Below are 25,497 nucleotides of genomic sequence, written 5' to 3'. Positions count from 1 at the left end.
TCACCGGATGATGCTCTTGCGGACGCGCGGGTCGAGAACCGCGAGCAGCACGTCAGTTGCGAAATTCAGCGTCACGATCGAGGCGGTCAGCATGAAGATGATGGCACCGGCAAGCTGCTGGTCGTTGGACCGGGCCAGCGCTTCGATCAGCAACGACCCCGCTTCGGTCAGCGTTAGGATCAGCGCCACGATGGGCAATTCGTTGAAGATGCGGTTCAGGTCGAAGCCGAGTGAATTGATGATGGGCCCCAGCGCATGCCGGGCCGGGTATCGCCACAGCAGCTTGCGCCCATGCACCCCCCGCGCCGAGGCGGCGGTGACATATAGTTTGCCGATTTCGTCTGACATCAACGCCCGCACCGTCTGCAGCGCAAAGGCCGTGGCCGACCAGCCCAGAATGAAGACCGGTAGCCAGGCATGGCTGAGCATGTCGAGGAATTTCCCCCAACTCCAGGGTGCGTCTCGATAATGGTCCGAGAACAGCCCGGTGAGAGTATCGCCGAAATAGACCGTTGAGATCAGCATGATGATCAGCGCCAGCAAAAAGTTCGGCATCGCCAGACCCAGATAGCTGACGAAGCGCAGGACGTTGTTCAGGACCGCGTTATGCGAAGCGGCGGCGATGATGCCGACCGGCAGGGCGATTGCATAGGCCAGCACCAGCGAGGCCAGGCAGATCGACAGGCTCAGCCAGAACTTGTCGCCCAGAAGCTGCGAGATGTTGAGTCGCAGGATGCAGCTATCGCCGAAATCTCCGCGGAAGGCGTTGACCAGCCAACTGGCCCAGCGCTCCAGGAACGGACGGTCAAGGCCCAACCGAACGCGTTCAGCCTCGATATCGGCAACCGAGATACCGGAGCCTTGGGTGTTCTTGAATGCCAGATACCGCTCGGCGCAATCGCCGGGCACCAGTTCCATGAGCGAGAAAACAACCAGCGAAACGATCACCAGCGTCACCAGCGCCATTGTCGCGCGGGTGGCTACGAACCGCATAAAGCCCAGCATGCCTAATCCCTGTTCTTGCGCCCCGGTTTTGCCACATCGCTGGCGGTCGGGCGCTTGTTATCTGGTTTGGGTCTTGCGGTGGGCGAGATACCCGCCCACCGCAGTTTTTTTTCGCCTGACCGGCTTACTCGTCCAGCCACCACTGCGGTGCGAGGTACGGGTAGGTCCGGTAGTATTCGTAGGACTGTGTCTTGAATTCAGGCACATTCTTCAGCGCATTGCGATGATAAATCAGGTTCTGCGCCTGAACTGTCCCGATGAAGGGCAGGTTCTCGGCCATCGATTTGGCCAGACGCGCACCGATCTCGGCCTGTTCCGGCGAACCGGGAACTGCGCCCTGGAAGGCGGCCACGTCCGCGGCCATGTCCTTGACCCACTGCGGAGGCTCGACGCCCGAGGCCCCGTCGCTGTCGATCCATTCGGCCCAGAGCATCCCGGTGCGGTGACCAAAATAGTTCTCGAAAGGCGGCACGAACAGTTCGTTATTGCCAAGTACGATGGCGACCGGCTGGCCTTTCTCCCACATGCCGACATCCAACTGGTTGGAGGATTGCGCCGAGCGATACTCGTCCGGGGTGACCTCTTTCACCGTGGTCTGAATGCCCACGTCGGCCCAGTTCTGGCCGACAAGCTGCACCACTTCACCGCCAATGCCCTGGGTGGCGAACTGCATGTTCAGTACCAGCTTGTCGCCATTGGGCAATTCGCGGAACCCGTCACCATCGGTATCGGCCATGCCAATCTCGTCCAGCAGGGCATTGGCCATGTCAGGATCGAACTGGATCATGTGTTTGGTCAGTTCCGGATCGACGAAATCCGGCGTGGGCGAGAAGCCGATATACTGCTTCGGTTCACCCTGACCGAAGAACGAGACCTCGTTCAACTCGTCGCGGTTGATGGCAACCGACATCGCCTGGCGGAACTTCAGATCGCCGAACACCTCGCGCTTGGCGGGGTCCTCGGAGGTCATGTTGAACGAAAACGCCGGCATCGCGATAGTTGGTTTCAGCTGAACCGAGTAATTGTTCTTTTCCGCGTTCTCCAGCAGCAGCGGGGCCGCCGCCAGGGTCAGGGATTGCGATTTGTAATCCGCCTCGCCATTGACCAGTTTGAGGATGCGCACCTCGTTGTCATTGGCAAACAGCTCATCCTGCGCCGAGATATAGGGCAGTTGCTGACCAGTCGTGTCCACCATGTGGAAATAGGGGTTGGCGACCAGATAACGGCCTTCGGTCGTGTCGGTGACGTAGATATGGCTTTCAAGCGTTGGATGCGTTGCCTTGGGCAGGCTTTCGACCTTGTCCGGGTTCGACAGCATGGGGCTGGGCGTGTCGGTCCAGTCCGAGCTGCCGTAATAGGCCTTGATCGCGTCATAGCCGTTTTCGAATCCCAGCGCCTGCGCGTTGGCATCGGCGTTTTCATCGACATCCGGGTGGAACTGGCCCATGAAATGCTTGGGCTGGAAGCCTTGCGCAAACGAGATCGCAAAGTGGTTGACCAGACCCGGCTTGGGCGAGGGCAGGTTGAAGACAACGGTGGTTTCGTCTGGCGTGTCCACCGTCATCCGCTCGCCGCCGACCAGAACATAATCCTTGGGCTTTTCGATCACATTGGGATCAAGCGCGAGGTTGTCGTACCAGAATTTTACATCCGCCGAGGTGAACGGCGCACCGTCGGACCATTTATGGCCTTCGCGCAGGTGGAAGGTCAGCTGCGTATAGTCGTCGTTCCACTCCCAGCTTTTGGCGATGTTGGGCACGATGGTCTGCAGGTCATCGGCATAGCGCACCAGGTTCACATGGCGGGTCGACAGGAAGTCCGAAGTGCCCGCCTCGGTCGCGTTCGACAGTGCATCAAGCTCGCCGCCATATTTGCCGACGCTGGCATAAGGCACGATCACCAGAGGTTCTTTCGGCAGACGGTCGGCCAGCGGCGGCAGATCGCCATTGCCCTGGATACGCCCGTTCAGCGCCTCGATCTCCGGATTGGTCGAAAATTCCATGGTGCAGCCGGCGGCCGCTTCGTACTCGGCCAGTTCATATTGCTGGGGAAACGCGCCGGGCGCGACGCCCTGCATGTCGGCCACGGTGATGCCCGCGCAGTTTGCGTAGGCGGCGGCGGGCAGCAGGATTGCCGCGCCTGAAAGTAGGACCTTCTTCATGTTGTCTCCTGTTGTTGGACGTAGTCAGACTTGTTTTTGGTTTGCGCCGCGCCGCTTGTGCTGCGCAGCGTCGCACAGGGTTCCGCCTGGGCAAGAGTGCCGCACCCGCGATGCGGGATGGACCTGCGGCGGTCCGCACGATCTGTACTGAGATTGAACAAAACACACCCCCCGTTGCTCCGTTCGGTTCCATTGCCGCCGCGTCGATTTCGACCGCGCATTCCGAGACAGCCCGTTCTTTTCACGCGAGTGCGACAGATTTGTGTCGGCACCGTCGATGGAAAAACCTTAGCGCCAGCCATACGGATTGCGCAACGCTTTGTCGGGAATACGAGAATTTCCCTTCGTTTATTCGGTTTCGCGGTGGTCATAGCCATTGGCGGACGTGTCGGTTCCTTCGCTGATAGCGACAAATTTAGAAAATTCGCTCGCCTGAGTCGGAGCAAGTGAATTGAGGGATAATGTGGGATTATGTTGGAATTTGCCCGAAAAAGCCCGTATGCGAGGCTTTTGCTCGGGCAATGTTCCAAAAACCATCCACCCGATTCGATCCTGCATAACCAACTCGTGCGGATCAATCATCGGCCCTGCTTATCATCTGATAGCTTATATAGATTTTACATGTTGAAGCGCGACAGCCATCCTGAACCAGAGCCAGCTATCGACCGGTTGCCTGCCATGGCACCGGACGGGCACGCCTATTAGCGGAGATCAGACCATGAGTGTTCAGCGCCACACCGAAGGAGAGTCGAACACTTCACCGGCGGGGCAGCAATGGCGCGCGCGTGAGCCAGATGATCCGGGACGCGGTCTGCTGCAGCGGGATGCGGATGCGTTTCTGCATCAGTCGCTCTCCACCCCCTGCCTGTCCACCATCGCAAGAGCGGAAGGCATCTGGATCGAGGATCTGGCGGGTCGGCGCTACATGGATTTCCATGGTAACTCGGTTCATCACATCGGCTATGGTCATCCCCGGCTAATAGCGGCGATCAAGGCGCAGCTGGACACACTGTCCTTCGCGCCGCGCCGGTTCACCAACGAGGTTTCGGTCGAACTGGCCGAAAAACTGGGCAGTATCGCGCCAGGTGCGCTGTCACGTGTCCTGTTCACCACCGGCGGATCTGACGCAAACGAAGTCGCCCTGCGTCTGGCGCGCGCCGCCACCGGGCGGTTCAAGACGATCAGCTTCTGGGATGCGTTCCACGGCGCGGGCTTTGGCGCCTCCAGCGTTGGGGGCGAGGCGACGTTCCGCAGCCATGTGGCGGGCCCGCTGCTGCCGGGGGCGGAACATGTCGCGCCGTTCAACTGCTATCACTGTGCCTACGGGCATCCCGGCCCGGAGGCCTGCGCGCTGGCCTGCGCGCGCATGGTCGAGTTCGCGCTGGAACGCGAGGGCGACGTCGCCGCCGTGATCGCCGAGCCGATGCGAGCGGTGCCGGTGGTGCCGCCAGCGGGTTACTGGCAAGCGGTGCAGGCGGCGTGTCACCGCCACGGGGCGCTGCTGATTATGGATGAAATCCCCACCGGGCTGGGCAAAACGGGGCGGTTTTTTGCGTTCGAGCATGACGGGATCACCCCCGATATCGTGACGCTGGGCAAAGCCTTGGGCGGAGGCGTGTTGCCGATTGCAGCGGTGCTGGCGCGCGACGACCTGAACGTGGTGGGTGATTTTGCCATCGGGCATTACACCCACGAAAAAAACCCGGTCACCGCCCGTGCCGCCCTGACCACCATGCAGATCATCGAGGAAGAGGGGCTGGTCGAGCGTGCCGAGCATCTGGGCGTTCATGCACTGGATCGGCTGCGTGAGGCGCTGCGAGATTGCCCCATCGTGGGAGATATCAGGGGCAGAGGCCTGATGTTCGGGGTCGAGATCGTTTCAGACCGTGAGGCACGGAAGGCGGCCCCCGAACTGGCCGAGCGGATTTTCTATGCCTGCCTCGATCAAGGGCTTTCGTTCAAGATCAGTGCGGGAAACGTCCTGACCCTGTCACCGCCGCTGACCATTGACGTGGCGGATCTGGATCGGGCGCTTGGGATCGTCGAAAACACGATTAGGGCATTGGCTTGTGAACTAGAATCTGGTGCTGGCTAAGAGATCGTCGCAAGGCCGATCAACCAGCCTCGCGACGCTTTGTTGGAGCAAACCTACTCCTCGTGGACCTTATTCCAAACGCCGTCCTCGACCACCGAGACATATACGGAATTGGCTCCCTGATGGTCCTCGGCGCTGTAGTCGATATGGTTGCCGACCAAATCATCGGTGTAATCGAGGCCCTCCATCGCGGCGATGAACCCTTCCTGTGTCAGGTCCGGCCCGGCGGCCTCAAGTGCGCGGACCATCAAGTCGGCGGCGGCATAGCCCAGCATCGCAAACCCCACCGGATCCTCGCCATAGGCAGCCTTGTATTCTTCGATAAACGCATTCGGTGCAGGTTCATCGGCGCGCGCCCAGAGATCCTGCCAACTGGCCGCTGCATGGAAACCGTCGGTCACGCCGCCGGGCACAGCGGCCACCACGGTCAGGAAACTCGCAGAGGTGCCCAGGAAATCCATGTCGTCCAGACCCATCTTCTTGGCGGTGCCCACAACGGTGATTACCTGCCGCACACCCAACGCGACGGAGACGATATCGCAGCCCTCTTCCTTGAGCTTGCTCAGCGAGCCCACGAAATCGGTTTCGTCAGGCTTATGGGTGGTTTCGGCGACAAACTCGATACCGGCCTCCTCGGCGCCCGCCATCGTGCCTTCCAGGATCTCCTTGCCGAAATCGGTGGGTAGATACATGCTGCAGACCTTGGTCCCGCCATCCTTTTCCGCCAGATACTTCACGCCGACGCGCGCTTGATCGTAGTAGGTCGAGAACGATGTGAACTTGTTATCCATCGGTTCCTGCAGCATCTGCCGCGCGGCCGACAGAGGGGCCACATTCGGGATGCCCTTGGGATCGAGCAGCTTGAAACCGGCCACGTTCATCGGCGTGCCGAGGCTTTGCAGCATGGCAAAGACCTTGTCGCGGTTGAGCAGCTTGTTATAGCCCTGCATCGCGCGGGGCATCTGATAGCCATTGTCTTCGACCACATAGCGGATTGTGCGGCCATGCACGCCGCCATTGGTATTTACCTTGTCGAAATAGAGGTTGGCCCCCTTGGTGGCCGGAACCCCCACGGCGGCAAAAATCCCGCTCAGGTCGTTGACGGCGCCGATGACGACCTCGTTATCGCTGACGCCTTGCGTATCGGCCCATGCGCCACTGGCCAGAGTGAGCACGCTGGCGGCGATTCCTCCGATGATCCGTTTCATATTGTCCTCCCTGGTTTTGTCCCTATTGGTACATCTCTTCGATCAGCGCGCCATGGTTCTTTTCCACCTGGCCGCGTTTGAGCTTCATCGTGGCAGTCAGCTCCTCATCCTCGGCGGTCAGCAGCACGTCGATGATGCGGAAATCCTTGATCTGCTCGACGCGGGCGAAATCGACGTTGGCGCGGCGCACCTCCTGTTCGATCAGTGCGTGCACTTCGGAGGCCGCACAGAGCGAGGTGAAATCCGAGAAGGGCACTTTCTGCTCCTGCGCGTATTTCTCGACATTGTCCTGATCGATCATGACCAGCGCCGTCAGGTATTTGCGCGCATCGCCGATCACCACCGCATCCGAGATGAAATGCGAGAATTTCAGTCGGCTCTCGATCTCGGCCGGGGCGATGTTCTTGCCGCCTGCCGTGATCAGGATGTCCTTCATCCGCCCGGTGATGGTGACGAAGCCATCTTCGTCGATCCGGCCCATGTCGCCGGTGCGCAACCAGCCATCGTCGGTGAAGGTCTCGGCGGTCTTTTCATTGTTCCGCCAATAGCCTTTGAAGATGTTCAGCCCGCGTGTCTCGATCTCGCCGAGCTCCGAGATCCGGATCTCGGCCCCGGGCACGACGCGTCCGATGGTACCGATGCGGTTGGCCTCCAGCGTGTTGACGGTAGCGATGCCTGCGGTTTCGGTCATTCCGAAGCCTTCGATAAGGGGCACGCCGATGGCCCAGTACCAGCGCAGCAGCTCAGGCGAGATCGGGGCCGCGCCCGAGCCGCCACGCCGCAACCGGTCAAAGCCCAGCATCCGCCGAAGATTGCGCAGAACCAGAAAATCCCAGAGCCTGAATCGCAGGGATAAACCTACGGTAACTGGTTTATTTTCAAGTAGATAGTTGGCGCGCTTCATCCCCACGGACAGCGCGGCGGAAAAGGCGGCACGGCCCAGCGGCGTGGCTTCGTTAACTAGGATCGTGACCTGGCTGTGGATCTTCTCCCAGACCCTTGGCACGGCGGTGAAGGTCGCGGGCGAAACCTCTTGCAGGTTGGTAAACACCGTCTCGGGGCTTTCGGCGAAGTTGACCGTGCATTTGGTGGCAAGCGGGTAATAGATCGACACGTCGCGTTCAAGGATATGGCACAGCGGCAGGAAACAGAGCTGCTCGTCATCTTCATGACCGGGCAGCCCGTGCAGACCGGCGGTGATCGCCGCCATGATGTTTTCATGGCTCAGCATCGCGCCTTTGGGCGGTCCGGTGGTGCCCGAGGTGTAAATTAGCAGGGCGATATCGCTCGGCTCGGCCAAGGCGATCTCAGCTTCGAACTGGCCGGGCTGCGCCGCCTCGGCCTGCTGCCCGATCTCATAAAACGCGTCGATCATAAGGCATTTGGGATGGTCTAGATCATGCAAGCCCTCATCTTCGAGGATGATGACTTTCAGCAGGTCGGGAACCTCGCCCTCGATATGCAGGAACTTGTCCAGTTGCTCTTCGTTTTCGACGATCAGAAAGCGGCTGCCGCTGTCGCGCAGCAGGTAGGACAGCTGCTTCTCGGAATCGGTGGTGTAGACCCCCGAGGCGATGCCCCCCACGCATTGAATGCCCAGATCCAGCCAGGCCCATTCCTTGCGGTCCTCGCTGAGGATCGAGACAACCTCGCCGCGTTTCAGCCCCAGCTTGCGCAGGGCGAGGCCGATCCTTTTGGCGTGGGTCCAGTAATCCGCCCAGCTATAGGATTTCCACAGCCCCATGTCCTTTTCGCGATGGGCGGTGCGGGGACCAAGGTCAGCGCAGCGGCTGGCAAAGAGGTTGACGATGGTAAGGTTGCCATCCACCAGCACCGGGCGATGACCCGGATCAGTGTTGACGCTGATCCCGTTGATCTCGGTCTGCGGGGGCAGGGCGGTGGGATCCATTCTGCTCACCTCCACGTTTTGCGCCGTTTCCAGCGGCGGTTCTCGCGCGCACCTTCTTCCTGCACGCCGAGATAAAAGTTCTGGATGTCGTCCGAAGCGCTCAGGTCCTGCGCGGTGCCGCTCATCACGATGCGGCCCACCTCCATGACATAGCCGTCATCGGCCAGGTCCAGCGCGGCGGCGGCGTTCTGTTCGACCAGAACGATGGTCATGTTTTGCTCTTGGTTCAGCCGCGCGAGGATGTCGAAAATGTCTTGCACCAACCGAGGTGAAAGGCCCAGCGAGGGTTCGTCCAGCAGCATCAGGCGTGGCCCGGCCATCAGGCCCCGGCCAATAGCCAGCATCTGCTGTTGCCCGCCAGACAGCGTGCCTGCCTCTGCCATGCGGCGCTCGGCCAGAATTGGGAAGTAGGAGAAAACGAGCTCACGGTCGCGATCGATCTGCACCCTGTCGTGTCGCGTATACGCGCCAAGGGTCAGGTTTTCCTCAACCGTAAGCAGGGGGAAAACTTCGCGCCCCTCGGGCACATGCACGATGCCGCGTTCGACGATCTTATGCGGCTCGCGGCCCTGGATCTCGTCACCCTCGAAGGTGATCGCGCCCTTTTCGGGGTCCATCACCCCTGAGATCGTCTTCATGAGCGTTGTCTTGCCCGCGCCATTGGCGCCCAGAATGGTGACGATCCGGCCTTGGGTGACGTCAATCGACACGCCGCGGATCGCCATGATCGGGCCGTAATAGCTTTCCACATTGCGGACGGAGAGGATCGGATCGCTCATGAGGCACGCCCCAGATAAGCCTCGATTACCGCCGGGTGTGATTGCATTTCGGCCGGCGTTCCAAGCGCTAACCTTGCGCCATCAGCCATGGCTAGAACCCGGTCAGAAACGCCCGAGACCAACCCCATGTCATGTTCCACCATCAGCACGGTGATCCCCATCTGACGCCGGATGTCCTCGATCCACCAGCGCATGTCTGAGGTTTCCTCGACCGACAGGCCCGAGGCAGGCTCATCCAGCAGCAACAGGCGCGGATCGGTTGCCAGCGCACGGGCGACCTCGACCACTTTGCGTACGCCATAGGGCAGCCCGGCGATCATCTTGTCGCGATAGGGCTGCAGGTCGAGGAAATCGATAATCTCTTCGACCTTCTCGCGGTTCTCGATCTCGGCGCGGCGGACCGAGGGCAGGAACAGCAATTCCGACAGCATCGTGCTGCGCCGATGGCGGTGCCGTCCGACCAGCAGGTTCTGCAGGACGGTGGCATGTTCAAAGAGCTCGATGTTCTGAAATGTGCGGGCGATGCCCAGATTGGCGACATCGCTGGACTTGTGCGCCAGAAGGTCTTCATTCTCCAACCGGATCGATCCGGAGACAGGATCATAAAACCGCGATATCAGGTTGAAAACGGTCGATTTTCCGGCGCCGTTGGGCCCGACTATGGCAAAGACCTCGCCCGGCTCGACGGCGAAAGAGAGGTCATCGACCGCCGTCAGCCCTCCGAACCGCAGCGTGACGTTTTCCAGCGTCAGAAGGCTCATCGCAGGCGCTCCGTCTTGAGGTAGGATTTCTGGCGTTTGAACATGTCGCGGCGATAGAAGGGAAAGAGCTCGAACCAGGTGCGGATTTTCAGCCAGCGGCCATATATGCCCATCGGCTCGAAGAGTACGAAAAAGATGAGGATCAGGCCGAAAATACCTGATTCCAAACCGGGAATCGCAACGGTATTGCCGCCCACAACGGCACCAACCCACTCCTTGCTGATCGACAGGAACTGCGGCAGGAAGCCGATCACGACCGCCCCCAGAAACGCGCCATGAATCGAACCCAGCCCGCCGATCACGATCATCATCAGAAGCTGGATCGAGATGACGACGCTGAATGTCTCGTTGTTGAACGCGCCCGCAAAGAGGCCCATCAGCGCCCCCGCCAGACCGGTCACCGCGCAGGACAGAAAAAACGACATCGCCTTGGTGCGCGCGATATGCACGCCTATCGCCTGGGCCGAAACCTCGCTATCGCGCACCGCAATAAAGCTGCGCCCCAGCGGCGCGCGCAGCAGGTTGATATAGCCCAGCGTCACAATGACCGTGACCGCGAAAACGAGCCAGTAGAAGGCGCGAGGGGTCCCCCAACGGTCGATCTCGATCCCGAAGACGTTCACGGGCGGGGCGAACTTGCCTGCGACACCGCCGGTCAGCGGCCCACTCAGAACGATGATGTCATCCATCAGCACCGATAGTGCCAGCGTGGCGATGGCCAGATAGATGCCATGCATCCGCAGGGCCGGGATGGCAATGATCACGCCCAGCACGCCGGTGATCAACCCAGCCATCGGAAAAGCCAGCAGAAAGGGCAGGCCCTTTTCCAGCAGGATGATATTGGCGTAACAGCCCAGCGCCAGAAACGCGGCATGGCCCAGGCTGGCCTGACCGGTATGTCCGGTCAGCACCATCAGACCCATGCCCGCGATGGCCCAGATCAGCACATTGGTCAGCTCACCCAGGTAGAAATCATCCAGCAGCAGCGGCGCGGCAAGCGCGAGGGCCAGCAGGATCAGATAAAGCGACAGCTGATAACCGTCCTTCCAGGGGCGGATATCCTGCAGATAGCTGGTTTTGAACACGATCCGCATGGGCGTCAGACCTTCTTGAGGCGGATTTGCGAGAACAGCCCGTGCGGGCGCACGACAAGCACCAGCAGCACCAGCGCATACGGCGCGATCTGGCTGTAGCCTGCGGCGATGTAGCGGCTGGCAAAGGGCTCGATCAAGCCAACGATCAGCCCGCCCGCCAAAGCACCCGGCAGGCTGCCGAACCCGCCGATGACCGCCGCCGCAAAGGCCTTGATGCCCAGCAGGCCGGAATTGGCGTCAACCGCGCCCTTGGCGGCAAAGAGGATGCCCGCAACGCAAGCGACCATGCCCGCAAGACCCCAGATCAGGCCCTGCACCCTTTTCACCGGGATACCCATATAATACGCGGCCAATTGGTTCTGCGACGCTGCCTGCATTGCCAGTCCCAGCTTGGTGCGGGCGAAGAACAGGTAAAGAGACAGGGTTAGTAACACGGTGACGACGATCACTGCCACATCCTCCAACCCCAGCACGAGGCCGCCAAAGCGGATATCCTTGCCCGCCAACGGGTTTTGCAGCGTTTGCGGCTCATGGCCCCAGATCAGCCCGGCCACGAAGCGGATCACAAAGCCTAGAGCGATGGTCAGGATCACCACCGAGGTCTGGCTCTCCCCGAACATCCGCCGGATCAACAACCGGTCGAGCAGAACGCCAAACCCCGTCATCAGCCCCAGTGAGATCGGGACCGCCACCCAGAATGGCAGACCCATATATTCGGCATTGGTTAACCCGATCGTGACGAAGGCGCCCAGCATCATCATGTCGCCCTGGGCGAAATTAACCGCCTCGGTCGCCTTGTAGATCAGCACGAAACCCAGCGCGATCAGGCCATAGACACAGCCATTTGCCAGCCCACTGATCACCAGCTGCAGATTGTCCAAACGTTCCTCCTCGTGCCGCTACGACGTGTTTTGTTGGGCCGGCGATCACTCGGGGACGATCATGACCTTGCCTTTGGTGGTTTTCAGCGTCTCGGCAAGCGTGCTGACCAGATCGCGCAGCGGGACCGTCGCCGCGACATCCGTGCTCCAGCGGCCATCGGCGAATCGGGCTTGGACCTCACTCACCACCCGCATCTGGTCTTGCGGCGGGGTGCTGGTCATCCATTGGGTCAGCCAGAACCCCTCGATCCGCTTGCCCATGAAGATCAACTGTCCGGTCTGGGTCAGCGCGGGCAGCTCGGTGCTGAGCTTGCCGTAGATGATCCAGCGCGCACCGTTGGGCATTGCGGTGAAGATGGTTTCACATTGCTGATCCGCCACCGCATCGAGGAAGACGCGCGGTTTCAATTCCCGCATCACCTCGGTCAGGCGGTCGGTGAAACTGGCGTCGCTGGTGACCAGAACCTCGGCGGCACCCAGTTCCTTGAGCTGGTCCACTGCGTCAGCACGGCGCACGAGGGCGATGGGGGACAGGCCAAGATCGCGACCGAGGGCACACATCAGCTTGCCTAGCTGGCTGGTCGCGGCCGAGATGATGAACGCGTCGCCCGCCTGTTTGGCAATATCAACCATGGCCACCGCCGTCAGCGGGTTCACGATCTGCGCGGCCCCGTCGAAATCCGACACATCAGGGCGCAGCGGGATGCACATCATTGCCTGGGTCACGACATATTCCGCCCATGCGCCTGAACCTGCGGCAACAAAGGCGACGCGCTGGCCGGCCAGCGCTTCGGCCCCTTCACCGGTTGCAACCACGTCGCCGCAGCCTTCGAACCCGGCGGGGTGGCCCTTGACGCGGGGCTGGCCGTATTCACCCTTGATGAAGTGCAGATCGGACGGGTTGACCGAGGCCGCTCGCATCCGGATCAGAACCTGACCCGCACTCGGCTGAGGCACCGGAATCTCGGCCGCCTGCAACCAGTCCGCGGCATCGTCGATGGCCGGACCAGAGGCCGTCTGAGCATAGCCGTCATGGGTCAAAATCGCGGCCTGCATCGAGTCGGGAAAATCGCTCATCCTGTCCTCCTGTTCGGTCACCGGCGCGGGGGTGCGCGTGGGGTGACCGCCGCAGCCAAGCGAAAATGTCTGCGGCAGATTGTTCTTTGGGGGGCAGGACAACATGCGTCGTCCGGGCTGTCAATCAGCGCGGGTATTCAGCCCTGGAAAAGCGCCTTGAGCTTGTCCAGCCCGGCGTCAAACTGCTCTGGCGCGTCACGAATCTCGCCGACGATGGCGATGAACTGATCCTTGACCACCTGCACCAGCGGGCTGGCCTCCACCTGGCTGACGACTTTGTCGTAATCGAACCCGGCCTCGGTCAGCAGCCCTTCATCCTGCAGATTCTTGATCAATTCCTGACCCTGCTGCTGAAGGCCCGCCGCGCCGTCGGCAACGGCGGAGGTGGAGTTGTTGATCGATTCCGTCACGGCACCAGATGCATCTTCGAGCGCCTGTGCGCCCTGCTCCTGAATAGCAGCCACCGTGTCGCCGGCCTGTTCCGTCAACGACTGGGCGGAGTCGGACACAGCCTCCCCCAGGGCAGAGGCGGCATCCTGAACCGCATCGCCCGCGTCCTGTGCCGCAGTTTCAAGCTGTTCGGTCGGGGTCGGCTCCTGATAGATGGTAAAATAGTAAACCGCAGCGAGCGCTGCGAGGACGACGACAACGCCAATCAATCTGGACATGTGGGTTACCTTTTCAAAACGAGTGGATTCGTTCTTTGAGTATCAGCCTGAGATGTCCAGATGACGACAGTTTCTTCAATAAGTTGCGTGGCAGGCCGGTTCTTGCGAGGCAGCGCGGGGCGGGCTGGCAAGGACATGCCAGTTGACGCAAGAAAAAAGACCTCGTGCAACCACACGAGGTCTTTTTGGGGAAACTTTTGGCTCCGGCGGTAGGGATCGAACCTACGACCAATTGATTAACAGTCAACTGCTCTACCGCTGAGCTACGCCGGAACGGTTCGCGCCGTATAGCAATCCGGATTCGGGGCGTCCAGAGGGGAAACGCAAAAATCGACGCGTCTTTTTAGTGAATTCTGGGGGGATTTTGGCTCCGGCGGTAGGGATCGAACCTACGACCAATTGATTAACAGTCAACTGCTCTACCGCTGAGCTACGCCGGAACGGTTTGCGCCGTATAGCAATCCGGATTTGAGGCGTCCAGAGGGATTTCACGCTTTTTTGCAGCCCACCGGCAGGCGCACTTATCGCCGTCTGAATATTGCATCCGCCGCAAGCGGGCCTGCAGGGGCGACCAGGTCCCGACCGCGTAGATCGACCAGATGGGCAAAGACATTGCGTTCGGCGGCGGGCAACAGGGCGGGGGGCGTCTCGGTATAGACCTGCTCGGCGATTTGGCCTGCGGTGGCGGCGCTTGCCTCGAGGGCGCTCAGGATAGCCGCCTCGCGGCCCTGGCGATGCGCGATCAGCCAATCGAGCCGCCCCGCAGGATCAAGAACGGGCGCGCCGTGACCCGGGTGAAAGACCGACCAGGCGCGCGCGCGCAGCTTGGCGCAGGAGGCCATGAAATCGGTCAGATCGCCATCGGGCGGCGAGACCAACGAACTGGCCCACCCCATCACATGGTCGGCGGTAAAGCAGATATCACCCCAGCCCAGCGCGATGTGATTGCCCAGATGGCCGGGCGTGTGGATCACCTCGAGCGTCCAGTCCGGGCCTTGCAGGATCTCGCCCTCGGCGATCTCGATATCGGGGCGAAAGTCGTGGTCGATGCCTTCTCCGCCACCACCCAGCCCGTTGGCAGCCAGTTCGGTCATGACCTGGCTGCGTCCGGCGTCGGGGCCGCCAAAGCCATGAACCGGTGCACCGGTGCGCTCTGACAGGGGCCTGGCCAGCGGTGAATGGTCCAGGTGGCTGTGGGTCACAATGATATGCGAAATGCGCTGCCCGGGTTCTACAGCGGCCAGAATGGCCTCCAGATGTGCATCGCTGAGCGGGCCGGGATCGATCACCGCCAGATCGCTCTGCCCAAGCAGATAGGTGTTGGTGCCGCGATAGGTCATCGGCGAGGGGTTACGCGCCAACACGCGACGCAAGCCGGGCGATAGCGTGACCGCCACGCCAGCAGGCGGGTCGAAATCGTCGGGGGGAGGAAGCATCGGCTCTTTCTCTTGGATTTCTGCGAGGTTACCCTTAGCGTATGTCCTTCGATTGGCTCAAACATTATATGCCGCGCGGCCTTTACGGGCGCGCCGCGTTGATTCTGGTGCTGCCGGTTGCAATGCTGCTGGCGATTATGTCCTTCACCTTCATCCAGCGGCATCTGGAGGATGTGACACAGCAGATGACAGGTACTGTCGTGCGCGAAGTCCGGATGGTGCGCGATCAGGTGACCGGGGCAGAGACCCAGCAGGAACTGATCGCGCGGGTCAGGCCGTTCCTTGGGTCGCTGAACATGAAGGTCCGGTTCCTGCCACCGCAAGAGGTGCCCTCGGCAGATGGTATCGGGCTCTTTGACTACACCGGCGGGGTCGCGCGGGATACGCTGAAACAGAGCCTACCCGTGGTCCGGTCGGTTACGCTTTTGCCGGACAAGACGGCGCTGATCTATCTCGACAGTGACCTGGGGCCGATGGAACTGACCATCAGCCGCCGCCGCCTGACGCCCACCGCGCCGCATCAGCTGATCGTCACCATGGTGTTTTGCGGCATTCTGATGACTGCGATTGCCTCGCTTTATATGCGCAATCAGTTGCGCCCGATCACGCGGCTGGCGCGCGCGGCCAAGGCGTTCGGGCGTGGCCATAACGTCACTTACCATCCCGGTGGCGCAACCGAGGTGCGCGAGGCGGGCAATGCCTTTATCGACATGCGGGCCCGGATCGAACGGCAGATCGAACAGCGCACACTGATGCTGTCCGGTGTCAGCCACGATTTGCGCACCCCACTCACTCGGCTGAAGCTGGGATTGTCGATGCTGGACGAACAGGACGCCGAACCGCTGCTGGAAGATGTCAATGAGATGCAGCGGTTGGTGGATTCGTTTCTGGATTTCTCCCGCGGTGCAGCCGAAGGCGAGGCGGAGACGCTGGACCCGCAGGCTCTGGTTGCGCGGATCGTTGAGGATGCCCAGCGCGCCGGCAAATCCGTTACGCTTCTGCCGCCCGAGGGCGAGGGCCGCGCCACCCTGCGCCCCGATTCGATTCGACGTGCGCTACAAAACCTGATCGACAATGCGGTCCGCTATGGGGACCGTGCCGAGGTCAGCGTGGCCTTCACACCCAAATCCCTGCGACTTCGGGTCGAGGATGACGGGCCGGGCATCGCGCCCGACCAGCGCAGCGAAGCGATGAAACCCTTTGCGCGGCTCGACCCGTCGCGCAATCAGAACCAGGGAACCGGAGTTGGGCTGGGGCTAGCCATCGTTGCCGACATCGCCCGCGCCCATGGCGGTGCGCTGCGGTTGGGGGACAGCAAGCGGTTGGGCGGGCTTTGCGCCGACATCGTGATCGGGCGTTAGAGCACAATCCAAAAAACGGGAACCGATTTTCGGATCAAATTGCGCGTTAAAACAAGTGAATAGAGCGTCGACTGCAAAGCAGATTGTGTGAGCGATGCTCAAACGTCGTCGAAGCGACTAGCCGGAATACGAGTCAGGCGGCCAGTTCCGCTGCCTCAACGATGCCTTTATAGGTGTTCAGTGTCAGACCGACCTCGAAAGCCCGGAAACACAGCTCGTCCGACGGCGGATGGCCGGTCTTGCGCAGGCATCCCGCCAGATCATGCAGGCAATCATGGCGCGCGATGATTTCAAGCGGTGTCAGGAATTGCTCGGCGCGCGATATGTCGGACATTTCGGCCCGAAGCAGCTCAAGCAGGCTGGCCAGCGCAGGGGTGCGCCGGTGCTGCAGCAATTCGTCCAGAACGATCACTTGTTCCTCGCGCGCCAGCGCCTTCATCGACAGCACCGCCTGGACAACGCGATAGGTCCGCGCATCCGCGCGCATCTCGGCCAGCGCCTGTTCAGCACGCGCAGCCCTGCCAGTATCGCAGGACCGATGGGATAGCGCATCAGAAGGGTCGGGCATTGGACACGGTTGCGGTGCGGGCCGGAGCCTTGAATCGGTTAGGTGTTCTGAATGTTTCATTTCCTGGCCCCGCTTGCCGCCCCTGCGCGCTTAAATGAGTATGCAGCACGCCGGATAATTGAGAAAATTAAACAATTTCGGACACTCCGGTCTGCGGATTCTTGCCGATGCTTGTAACATGCGGGTGAGGTCGAGTCTGACCGGGCATTGCATTGGGCGTCGTGCGGGGAAAGTGTTTGGTAGGCCCGGAGGGATTTGAACCCCCAACCAAAGCGTTATGAGCGCTCTGCTCTAACCGTTGAGCTACAGGCCCGCCTGAGGCCATGCCTAACAGGATCGCGGGTCGCGTCAAGCCTGACCGTTGCATGCGCGCGCGCAATGGACTAACCCGCGCGCAGGCAATGACGAGGACGCGATCATGACGGCGGGCAAGAACGGCATCACCTATGCGGATGCGGGCGTGGATATCGATGCGGGCAACGCTCTGGTCGATCGGATCAAGCCGGCTGCCAAGCGCACCAGCCGCCCCGGCGTGATGAGCGGGTTGGGCGGGTTCGGCGCTCTGTTTGACCTCAAGGCCGCAGGCTATGAAGACCCGGTTCTGGTGGCCGCGACCGATGGGGTGGGGACCAAGTTGCGGATCGCCATCGATACCGGTCTGCTGGATGGCGTCGGCATTGATCTGGTCGCCATGTGTGTCAATGATCTGGTGTGTCAGGGCGCCGAGCCATTGTTCTTTCTGGATTATTTCGCCACGGGCAAGCTCGAGACCGATCAGGCCGCGCGGATCATCGAGGGGATAGCTACAGGTTGCGAACGCTCTGGCTGCGCGCTGATCGGGGGCGAGACCGCCGAGATGCCCGGCATGTACCCCGAAGGTGATTTCGATCTGGCAGGCTTTGCTGTCGGCGCGATGGAGCGTGGCACCGCGCTGCCCGAGGGCGTGCAGGAGGGCGATGTGCTGCTGGGCCTCGCCTCGGACGGGGTCCATTCCAACGGCTATTCGCTGGTGCGGCGGCTCGTCGAGATCTCGGGGCTGGGTTGGGAGGCCGACTGCCCCTGGGCTGACGGCTCGCTGGGCGCGGCGCTGCTGGCGCCGACGCGGCTTTATGTGCGGCAGGTGCTGGCGGCGATCCGGGCGGGTGGCGTGCATGCGCTTGCCCATATCACCGGCGGTGGCCTGACCGAGAACCTGCCGCGCGTTCTGCCCGAGGGCATGGGCGCGAAGATTGATCTGGGTGCCTGGGAACTGCCGCCGGTATTCCGTTGGATGGCCCAGACTGGCGGCATTGCAGAAGCGGAAATGCTCAAGACATTCAATTGCGGTATCGGCATGGTAGTGGCCTGCGCCGTAGATCGTGCAGAAGCTGTTGCAGAGTTGTTGCGCGAACAGGGTGAGAGCGTCGCCGTGCTGGGTCAAGTGACGGCCGAAAGCGGGATCGCCTATACGGGCAAGCTACTGTGAGCCCCAAACGGGTCGCGATCCTGATCTCAGGTGGAGGGTCGAACATGCTGTCGTTGCTCGACAGCATGACCGGCGATCACCCGGCGCGACCCTGTCTGGTTCTGTCCAACGACCCGCAGGCGGGCGGGCTGGCGAAAGCGGCGGCGCGAGGCGTGCCGGTAGCGAGTGTCGATCATCGACCTTTCAAGGGCGACCGCGCCGCATTCGAGGCCACGCTGTTGCAGCCACTGCTGGACAGCGCAACGGATATTGTCTGCCTCGCCGGGTTCATGCGGGTGCTGACGGCGGATTTCGTCGCCCGATTCGAGGGGCGGATGCTGAATATCCACCCTTCGCTTTTGCCGAAATACAAAGGCCTGCACACCCATGACCGCGCGCTTGCCGCAGGCGATCGTGAACATGGCTGTACCGTGCACGAGGTCACCGCGGCACTGGATGACGGACCCATTCTGGGACAGGCGCGGGTGCCGGTTGAACCCGGCGATACCCCCAAGACTCTGGCGTCGCGGGTTCTGGTGCAGGAACATCGCCTTTACCCGGCGGTTCTGCGTCGTTTTGCGGGCGGGGACCGCAGCCCAGTTCTGTTGGGCTAACCACGTCCAAACCACTGCTACGCGAACAATTGCAGTCGGGCCGTGTTCTGCGTATGCTCAGCCTTGGGGCTCCGGCATACCGGAACAGGGGCGAGTGCGACAACAAGAAGAACAGGGCATCCGAGCCGAATGAAAACACTGACAACGACCCAAGAGCTGGCCGCCTTCTGCACCGCTGCCGCCGGCCATCCCTATGTGACCATAGATACCGAATTCATGCGCGAGCGGACCTATTACTCGCGCCTGTGCTTGGTGCAGATAGCCTTTCCCGGCGAGGATGAAGACAGCGCCGTGCTTGTCGATCCGATGGCGAACGGCATGTCGCTTGAGCCGCTTTATGACCTTTTCCGCAACGAGGAAGTGGTCAAGGTCTTTCATGCCGCGCGCCAGGATCTGGAAATCTTCTGGATCAACGCGCAGGTCTTTCCTAAACCGCTTTTTGACACTCAGGTCGCGGCCATGGTCTGCGGCTTTGGAGATCAGGTGGGATATGAGACGCTGGTGCGCAAGATCGTAAAAGAGGGCGTCGACAAATCCTCGCGCTTTACCGACTGGTCGCGTCGCCCGCTGAGCGAGGCGCAAAAGACCTATGCTCTGGCCGATGTGACCCATCTGCGGGTGATCTATGAATATCTCGCAGCCGAGCTCGAGAAAACCGACCGTAGTCATTGGGTGACCGAGGAATTGCAAGTGCTGACCGATCCTGCCACGTACCTCGTGCAGCCCGATCAGGCTTGGAAACGCGTCAAGACGCGGACCAATTCCGGCAAGTTCCTGGCAGTGGTGCGGGAACTGGCTAAGTTCCGCGAAGGCTATGCCCAAACCCAGGATGTGCCGCGCAACAGGGTGTTCAAGGATGACGCCCTGATCGAGCTGGCCTCGACCAAGCCGCGCAACCCGGCTGATCTGGGCGGGTCGCGCCTGCTTTTGCGCGAGGCGCGCAAGGGGCCGATTGCCGAGGGGATTCTGGCCGCCGTCAAGCGTGGCGTGAACTGCCCTTCCGATGAGATGCCGAAACCCGACCGTAGCCGCGACAAGCTACAGGTGAACCCGGCGCTGGCCGATCTGCTGCGGGTGCTGCTGAAAGCCAAGACCGAAAGTGCGGGTGTTGCCGCCAAGCTGATCGCGCCCAGTGCCGATCTCGACCAGATCGCGGCGGGCGAGCGCGACGTGCCGGCCTTGTCCGGCTGGCGCTATGAGGTTTTCGGTGAAGACGCGCTGCGGCTCTGCGACGGCCAGATAGCACTTTCCGCCAAGGGCCAGAGCGTTAGGGTCGTCGCGCTCTGATCTGCGAGCAGAAGACGTTTAACGACGGCGGGATTCCAACGCGTTGCGTTCCGATGTCACCCGGATCAGGCGGATTCCCTCAAGCGTCTCGTTTGTGACGGTGACCGCATCGTGAATGGTGCGCGAGGCTTCGTCGCCCTGCGGCGTTGCGTCCTCGGGGTAGACCACGCGGAACGTGTAGCTGAGCACGCCGTTCTTGGTGTTCTCTTCGGACCGGTTGCGACGCAGAACCGCGTCAAACGCGCCTTGTCGCTGCGCCACGCCAGTGGCGTAGATGATCGCGCCGGCATTGGTCTTTTCGACCCGCATCGCGGTCAGCTTGGTGATCGGCACAGAGCCGTCCACCGGTTCGGACGGGGAGAAGATGCCTTCGCTGGTCCCTTCCGACGGCAGCAGCGGGTTGACCGTGCCTTCGGTATCTACATTGACCGCCGCAGGTTCTGACCTGTTGAACCAGTTCGACGGGTTCACGCGCGAGTCTCGCCATGAACTGCACGCGCCCAGCGTCAGTGATCCAATCAGAAGAAACGTCAATGAAACCCGCATCTGCAACCGCCCCGGTCAATTCGTCTTGCCTGCAAACCGGTTAGCCTATCCGGCGGCGCTTGAAAACCCATCGTGGGTCTGGACAGGCGGGCAGGGCGAGCTTAGGTGACGGTTGTGACCTGCCACATGACGGAGCATGCCGATGGCCAGCCCAGCCTTTGAAGATATCGTCGAGGATTTCGAGTTTCTCGACGACTGGGAAGACCGCTATCGCCATGTGATTGAGCAGGGCAAAGCGATGGAGCCCTTGAACGACGCACTGAAAGTGCCAGCCACCAAAGTACATGGCTGCGCCAGCCAAGTCTGGCTGCATCCGGTGATCGAGAACGGGATGTTTCGCTTTGACGGTGACAGCGACGCGCTGATCGTGCGCGGGCTGATCGCGGTTTTGCGGGCGCTTTATAATGGTGCGCCGGTGGCCGAGGTGTCCAGGATCGACGCGCGGGCCGAGCTGGAGCGGCTGGGTCTGAACGACCATCTGTCGGCGCAGCGGTCGAACGGGCTGCGCTCGATGGTCGAGCGCATTCGAGACGTGGCGGCCGAGAACGCTTGAGCAGGTTGCGCAAGCGAAGGGCCAACCCAGCCGCCATTGCTGCTCGAACCAATGGCGCATCCCCCGGGATGTTTTCAGCCAGATGAAGAGGGATCGCGGTTGAGTGCAGCAAGGGCGGTGTTCAGGTCGCCATAGCCAGTGAACCGTCGCTCGAAGTCGAGGCCCATGCGTTCAGCGCAGGCTTTTGCCTTTTCGGTGAGTGCCGGGTCGTCGATCTGGGCCTGATAGACCAGCTTGGTGTAATTGCCGAAATACATGTCACGCAGTTCGGGGTGGCGGTCGAGCCCCATGGGTTTCCAGATGAAGGCGTCGAATTGCCGAACTAGAAAATCAGTAAGGTAGAAGGCGGTGAACTCGTCTTCGGCGAGCTCGGAAAAGCGGTCGTTTCCTTCGAAGAAAGAATAGCAATGTGGCCCGGCGACCATCTGGATACCCAGCCGGTCGCAGAGCGATTGCAACAACCCTCCGGTGCCGCAATCGGCATAGACAACGAAAATATCGTCATAATCGTCACGGTTTTTCATCACCGTCTCTTCGACCGCTTGCGGAATTTTCTCGGGGTGCAAGTGATAGATGGCGGGCAGACAGGTCAGGGTCATATGCGACCAGCCGTTGGCCTTGATCAGGGCCAGAATCTCGCGCGCAAGCGCACCGCAAGCGATGAGGAGAATCCGGCCTTCGCCGCGCGCTTGCAAGCCTTTCTGAGTCAGTTCTGTATCGCTGATCATTGTCGGTCTCCCCGGCGCACCCGGATCAGGCACCAACCCAGACTGTCAGGCCAATCGCAACAACGGCGGCGAGCAGGATAGTCACGAAGTTCGGTTGCATGGTCTTGTCTCCTTTGGGCTTATCTGGGGTTGGGTAGGGCAAATAAAAAGGGCGGCGCCGGTTGCGGCCCGCCCCGTTTCAGTGTTCGGAAACGTGCCGTCAGGCGGACAGCTGATTGTGTTTGCGGCTGACGAAGTCCTTGGCGGTCTCCACCGCCACGGCGGCGTCGCGGCAATAGGCGTCGGCGCCGATGGCCTTGCCAAATTCCTCGTTCAGCGGCGCGCCGCCGACAAGCACGATATAGTCGTCACGAAGGCCCTGTTCGATCAGCGTGTCAATCACGACCTTCATATAGGGCATCGTGGTGGTCAGCAGGGCGGACATGCCCAGAATGTCGGGCTGTTCGGTTTCCAGCGCTTCGAGGTAATTCTCGACCGGGTTGTTGATGCCCAGATCGACCACTTCGAAGCCCGCGCCCTCCATCATCATCGACACGAGGTTCTTGCCGATGTCGTGGATGTCGCCCTTGACCGTGCCGATCACCATCTTGCCGACGCGCGGTGCGCCGGTTTCGGCCAGCAGTGGCTTGAGGATGAACATGCCGCCTTTCATCGCGTTGGCGGCCAGCAGAACCTCGGGCACAAAGAGGATGCCGTCGCGGAAATCTGCGCCCACGATGGTCATCCCGCCGACCAGCGCCTTGGTCAGGATGTCATAGGGCATCCACTTGCGCTCCAGCAGGATGTTCACGCCCTCTTCGATCTCTTCCTTGAGACCGTCATAGAGATCGTCGAACATCTGTTGCACAAGTTCTTCGTCGTCGAGTTCCGACAGGATGATGTCATCTTCTTCCGACATGCGCGCGATTCCTCGGTGTTACGGGTTTGTGACCCTAGGTTATTTCTTGCTTCTTTTTGCTCAAAAGGCCGCAAATGGACTGCGTTAATTGCGACACTGGCGACGCTACAACCGACCTATAGAGATGAATTTGAAAATCTGAAAATGAGAAATTTGCAGGAAGATAATGTGTTTGTTGCGAATGTTCTCTTTATGTTCTACTTTGGGTGAATGGATCAATCTGCCGATATTTCCGCACAGCGCAGGCCGGGCCGTGGCGCTGTGTCCAACGCGTCGGGTCGGTTCGATCTGTCGCGCGAAGAGGTTTGGGACGGGTGGGAAATCACCGAAGAGTCCAGATTGCTGCGTACCGAATTGCGGATCGAACATGCGCGCAGCCTGATCACCTATAATCGCTCGCCGGATCTGCCCTTCGACCGGTCGATCAACCCTTACAGGGGCTGTGAACATGGCTGCGTCTATTGCTTTGCGCGCCCGACCCATGCCTATCTCGGTCTGTCGCCGGGCCTTGACTTCGAGAGCGTTCTGGTGGCCCGACCCAACGCGGCAGAGGTGCTGCGACGGGAATTGTCGGCGCGGCGTTACAAGGTCGCGACCATAGCGATCGGCACCAATACCGACCCGTATCAACCGGTCGAACGCGACCACGGCATCGCGCGCAAGTGCTTGCAGGTGCTGGCCGAATTCAACCACCCGGTTGCGATCGTCACCAAAGGTGCGCTGATCGAGCGGGATCTGGACATTCTTGCACCGATGGCGGCCAAAGGTCTGGTGCGGGTCGGGATCTCGCTGACCACGCTGGATACCGGCCTGTCGCGCCGGATGGAACCGCGCGCCCCGTCACCTGCGCGACGGCTGCTGATGATCCGACGGCTGGCGCAGGCGGGGGTGCCGGTGCGGGTGATGACCTCGCCACTGGTGCCGGGGTTGAGCGATCATGAGCTTGAGGCGCTGCTTGCGGCGGGGGTCGAGGCCGGGGCAAAAAACGCGAGCTGGATCATGTTGCGCCTGCCGCGCGAGGTCTCGACGCTCTGGCAAGAATGGCTGGCCGAGCATTACCCGGATCGCGCGGCCCGGGTGATGGCACGGTTGCGTGAAATGCATGGTGGCAAGGAATACGACGCGCGATGGGGTCACCGGATGCAAGGGCAGGGGCCGTATGCCGAGATGGTGGCGCAACGGTTCAAGGCCGCCTGCAGACGGCTGGGTCTTTCGGAAGAAGCCCCGCCGCTCAGAACCGAGCTGTTCGCGGTGCCGCCACAAAAGGGCGATCAACTGAGCTTGTTCTGAGCATACGCAAGCTGATGTGCCGGGTTTTTGGAGGAAAATTGTACAGAGATGGTGTTGAAAAAGTCCAAGATTTGGCCGTCTGTTTATCGCCATTGGATCCGCTGCAGCCGCGCCAATGGGCGCTTTTGGCAGCCTGCCAAAGTCAGACGTTTGTGACCGTCGCTTCCTCTGCAGACCAAAGGGGAGATTTCAATGCATTGGAAATAAACAGCTTTCACCCACACGAGGCTGCCTCTGCCTTCATCCAGTCAGAAAAGGCCCGAACCTTTCGGCTAAATGCCGAAAAGGCGGCGACGACATGTATGCCTTGTGAACGCTCGACACTGAGCTCCTTTAAACAAACCAATCGACCAGCCTTTTCGTCGGCGCCAGTCATGCGGGCATCCGCAAGGATAACGGCCTGTCCTGACAGGGCGCTGTCGAACATGAAGGAACGGCTTTCGTACTCATGCACTTTCACTTCATCGCCCAGCTTCGTTCCGACGGCCTCCGCCCAAGCCGACCAGTCATCTGGCCAGTTTCGCGCAGAAGCGAGCGGCAGCCCCAGAATGTCACCCGGAGCAAGAGGCAGGTCGCGCCCCTCCAACAATTGTGGCGCACAAACGGGCCGCAGAGTATCGCGGAAGACCAACTCGGAAACCGTACCGTCCCAATTACCATCACCGTACCGTACCGCTGCATCAAATCCCGCTTTCGCCAAGTCGACATAGTCGAACGACAAAACTGGCTGAACGTCGATCAGAGGATGAAGTCCGCTAAACTTCTGCAACCGTGGCAGCAGCCAGCGATTGCCGAAGAACGGTGCCACGGAAATTTTCAGCGTCCCAGACATGCTGTCATTCAGAGCCGGGGCAACCGCAGCTTCGATCCGATCAAGCGCATGGCCAATCTCGTCCGCCAGTCGTTTGCCCTGTTCAGTTAACGTGATCTGTCGGACGCCGCGATGAAAAAGCGTCATCTCCAGAAAGCTTTCCAGTGCGCGGATTTGGTGACCTACGGCGGCAGGCGTCACACATAGCTCGTCCGCACCATCTTTGATGCTCTGATACCGTGCTGCGGCTTCGAACGCACGAAGCTGGTTGAGTGAAGGCAAACGCCTGGGCATGTCACAACTACGCCGTAGAAAATTTAACT

At 60.8% G+C, this 25,497-nt stretch carries 24 protein-coding genes and 3 tRNA genes; 7 read left to right on the top strand and 20 right to left on the bottom strand.

Annotated elements, in window-relative coordinates; all coding sequences use genetic code 11:
* From AB1E33_RS01850 to AB1E33_RS01840, 3 genes are all read right to left on the bottom strand, one after another.
* Positions 1 to 1,005 (bottom strand): ABC transporter permease, encoded by a 1,005-nt coding sequence (locus AB1E33_RS01850; RefSeq protein WP_372575550.1) that lies wholly within the window; start codon positions 1,003 to 1,005, stop codon positions 1 to 3.
* Positions 1,006 to 1,129: 124 nt separating this feature from the next.
* Positions 1,130 to 3,166 (bottom strand): ABC transporter substrate-binding protein, encoded by a 2,037-nt coding sequence (locus AB1E33_RS01845; protein WP_372575549.1) that lies wholly within the window; start codon positions 3,164 to 3,166, stop codon positions 1,130 to 1,132.
* 348 nt (positions 3,167 to 3,514) lie between these two features.
* Complete coding sequence (locus AB1E33_RS01840) at positions 3,515 to 3,748, bottom strand: hypothetical protein (protein ID WP_372575548.1); 234 nt, start codon at positions 3,746 to 3,748, stop codon at positions 3,515 to 3,517.
* 136 nt (positions 3,749 to 3,884) lie between these two features.
* Here AB1E33_RS01840 and pbfA point away from each other — a divergent pair, with 136 nt between their 5' ends.
* Entirely contained in the window at positions 3,885 to 5,261 is a 1,377-nt protein-coding gene (pbfA, locus tag AB1E33_RS01835) for a (R)-1-hydroxy-2-aminoethylphosphonate ammonia-lyase (protein ID WP_372575547.1), read from the top strand.
* 53 nt (positions 5,262 to 5,314) lie between these two features.
* On the opposite strand, the gene AB1E33_RS01830 is transcribed toward pbfA, so the two are convergent.
* From AB1E33_RS01830 to AB1E33_RS01780, 11 genes are all read right to left on the bottom strand, one after another.
* On the bottom strand, positions 5,315 to 6,469 hold the full coding sequence (locus AB1E33_RS01830; protein ID WP_372575546.1) for an ABC transporter substrate-binding protein: 1,155 nt from the start codon (positions 6,467 to 6,469) through the stop codon (positions 5,315 to 5,317).
* A gap of 22 nt (positions 6,470 to 6,491) precedes the next feature.
* A complete protein-coding gene (locus tag AB1E33_RS01825; protein WP_372575545.1) occupies positions 6,492 to 8,378 on the bottom strand; it encodes an AMP-dependent synthetase/ligase in 1,887 nt (628 codons plus the stop codon).
* Between the two features lie 5 nt (positions 8,379 to 8,383).
* Positions 8,384 to 9,157, bottom strand: a complete 774-nt coding sequence (locus AB1E33_RS01820) for an ABC transporter ATP-binding protein (RefSeq protein ID WP_372575544.1) — start codon at positions 9,155 to 9,157, stop codon at positions 8,384 to 8,386.
* A complete protein-coding gene (locus AB1E33_RS01815; RefSeq protein WP_372575543.1) occupies positions 9,154 to 9,918 on the bottom strand; it encodes an ABC transporter ATP-binding protein in 765 nt (254 codons plus the stop codon). The genes AB1E33_RS01820 and AB1E33_RS01815 overlap by 4 nt, the downstream gene beginning before the upstream one ends.
* The gene (locus AB1E33_RS01810) at positions 9,915 to 11,012 is read right to left on the bottom strand and encodes a branched-chain amino acid ABC transporter permease (RefSeq protein ID WP_372575542.1); all 1,098 of its coding nucleotides are present in this window, start codon (positions 11,010 to 11,012) and stop codon (positions 9,915 to 9,917) included. Before AB1E33_RS01810 ends, AB1E33_RS01815 begins: the two co-directional genes overlap by 4 nt.
* Before the next feature lie 5 nt (positions 11,013 to 11,017).
* Positions 11,018 to 11,893 carry a branched-chain amino acid ABC transporter permease gene (locus AB1E33_RS01805; RefSeq protein WP_372575541.1) on the bottom strand — a complete coding sequence of 292 codons (876 nt, stop codon included), beginning with the start codon at positions 11,891 to 11,893 and terminating at the stop codon, positions 11,018 to 11,020.
* Between the two features lie 45 nt (positions 11,894 to 11,938).
* Positions 11,939 to 12,970 carry an alcohol dehydrogenase catalytic domain-containing protein gene (locus tag AB1E33_RS01800; protein ID WP_372575540.1) on the bottom strand — a complete coding sequence of 344 codons (1,032 nt, stop codon included), beginning with the start codon at positions 12,968 to 12,970 and terminating at the stop codon, positions 11,939 to 11,941.
* A gap of 137 nt (positions 12,971 to 13,107) precedes the next feature.
* Complete coding sequence (locus AB1E33_RS01795) at positions 13,108 to 13,638, bottom strand: hypothetical protein (RefSeq protein ID WP_372575539.1); 531 nt, start codon at positions 13,636 to 13,638, stop codon at positions 13,108 to 13,110.
* A gap of 198 nt (positions 13,639 to 13,836) precedes the next feature.
* Positions 13,837 to 13,911, bottom strand: a tRNA-Asn gene (locus AB1E33_RS01790).
* 92 nt (positions 13,912 to 14,003) lie between these two features.
* A tRNA-Asn gene (locus AB1E33_RS01785) sits at positions 14,004 to 14,078 on the bottom strand.
* Between the two features lie 81 nt (positions 14,079 to 14,159).
* Entirely contained in the window at positions 14,160 to 15,074 is a 915-nt protein-coding gene (locus tag AB1E33_RS01780; protein ID WP_372575538.1) for an MBL fold metallo-hydrolase, read from the bottom strand.
* 41 nt (positions 15,075 to 15,115) lie between these two features.
* On the opposite strand from AB1E33_RS01780, the gene AB1E33_RS01775 reads away from it, so the two are divergent.
* The gene (locus AB1E33_RS01775; RefSeq protein ID WP_372575537.1) at positions 15,116 to 16,435 is read left to right on the top strand and encodes an ATP-binding protein; all 1,320 of its coding nucleotides are present in this window, start codon (positions 15,116 to 15,118) and stop codon (positions 16,433 to 16,435) included.
* Between the two features lie 133 nt (positions 16,436 to 16,568).
* Here AB1E33_RS01775 and AB1E33_RS01770 read toward each other — a convergent pair whose 3' ends face one another.
* Positions 16,569 to 17,003: a hypothetical protein gene (locus AB1E33_RS01770; protein ID WP_372575536.1), complete on the bottom strand. Its 435-nt coding sequence runs from the start codon at positions 17,001 to 17,003 to the stop codon at positions 16,569 to 16,571.
* 237 nt (positions 17,004 to 17,240) lie between these two features.
* A tRNA-Ile gene (locus AB1E33_RS01765) sits at positions 17,241 to 17,316 on the bottom strand.
* A 105-nt stretch (positions 17,317 to 17,421) separates the two neighbouring features.
* On the opposite strand from AB1E33_RS01765, the gene purM reads away from it, so the two are divergent.
* The 3 genes from purM to rnd all read left to right on the top strand — a co-directional run bounded on the left by purM (position 17,422) and on the right by rnd (position 20,348).
* Positions 17,422 to 18,468 (top strand): phosphoribosylformylglycinamidine cyclo-ligase, encoded by a 1,047-nt coding sequence (purM, locus tag AB1E33_RS01760; protein ID WP_372575535.1) that lies wholly within the window; start codon positions 17,422 to 17,424, stop codon positions 18,466 to 18,468.
* Entirely contained in the window at positions 18,465 to 19,061 is a 597-nt protein-coding gene (purN, locus tag AB1E33_RS01755; protein WP_372575534.1) for a phosphoribosylglycinamide formyltransferase, read from the top strand. Before purM ends, purN begins: the two co-directional genes overlap by 4 nt.
* 129 nt (positions 19,062 to 19,190) lie before the next feature.
* Positions 19,191 to 20,348 (top strand): ribonuclease D, encoded by a 1,158-nt coding sequence (gene rnd, locus AB1E33_RS01750; RefSeq protein WP_372575533.1) that lies wholly within the window; start codon positions 19,191 to 19,193, stop codon positions 20,346 to 20,348.
* A gap of 18 nt (positions 20,349 to 20,366) precedes the next feature.
* Here the strand turns inward: rnd and AB1E33_RS01745 are convergent, their stop codons facing one another.
* The gene (locus AB1E33_RS01745) at positions 20,367 to 20,894 is read right to left on the bottom strand and encodes a hypothetical protein (protein WP_372575532.1); all 528 of its coding nucleotides are present in this window, start codon (positions 20,892 to 20,894) and stop codon (positions 20,367 to 20,369) included.
* A 142-nt stretch (positions 20,895 to 21,036) separates the two neighbouring features.
* On the opposite strand from AB1E33_RS01745, the gene AB1E33_RS01740 reads away from it, so the two are divergent.
* Entirely contained in the window at positions 21,037 to 21,447 is a 411-nt protein-coding gene (locus tag AB1E33_RS01740; RefSeq protein ID WP_372575531.1) for a SufE family protein, read from the top strand.
* Between the two features lie 74 nt (positions 21,448 to 21,521).
* Here the strand turns inward: AB1E33_RS01740 and AB1E33_RS01735 are convergent, their stop codons facing one another.
* Entirely contained in the window at positions 21,522 to 22,175 is a 654-nt protein-coding gene (locus tag AB1E33_RS01735) for a DUF1638 domain-containing protein (RefSeq protein ID WP_372575530.1), read from the bottom strand.
* Between the two features lie 199 nt (positions 22,176 to 22,374).
* Entirely contained in the window at positions 22,375 to 23,073 is a 699-nt protein-coding gene (locus AB1E33_RS01730) for a cobalamin B12-binding domain-containing protein (protein ID WP_372575529.1), read from the bottom strand.
* 210 nt (positions 23,074 to 23,283) lie between these two features.
* Between AB1E33_RS01730 and AB1E33_RS01725 the strand changes: the two genes are divergently transcribed.
* Positions 23,284 to 24,363 (top strand): PA0069 family radical SAM protein, encoded by a 1,080-nt coding sequence (locus tag AB1E33_RS01725; RefSeq protein WP_372575528.1) that lies wholly within the window; start codon positions 23,284 to 23,286, stop codon positions 24,361 to 24,363.
* Positions 24,364 to 24,577: 214 nt separating this feature from the next.
* On the opposite strand, the gene AB1E33_RS01720 is transcribed toward AB1E33_RS01725, so the two are convergent.
* Entirely contained in the window at positions 24,578 to 25,468 is an 891-nt protein-coding gene (locus tag AB1E33_RS01720; RefSeq protein ID WP_372575527.1) for a LysR substrate-binding domain-containing protein, read from the bottom strand.
* Positions 25,469 to 25,497: the final 29 nt, after the last annotated feature.

The organism is Ruegeria hyattellae (assembly GCF_041537925.1).
Taxonomy (GTDB): Bacteria; Pseudomonadota; Alphaproteobacteria; order Rhodobacterales; family Rhodobacteraceae; genus Ruegeria_C.
This window is presented reverse-complemented; position numbering and strand designations above follow the sequence as displayed.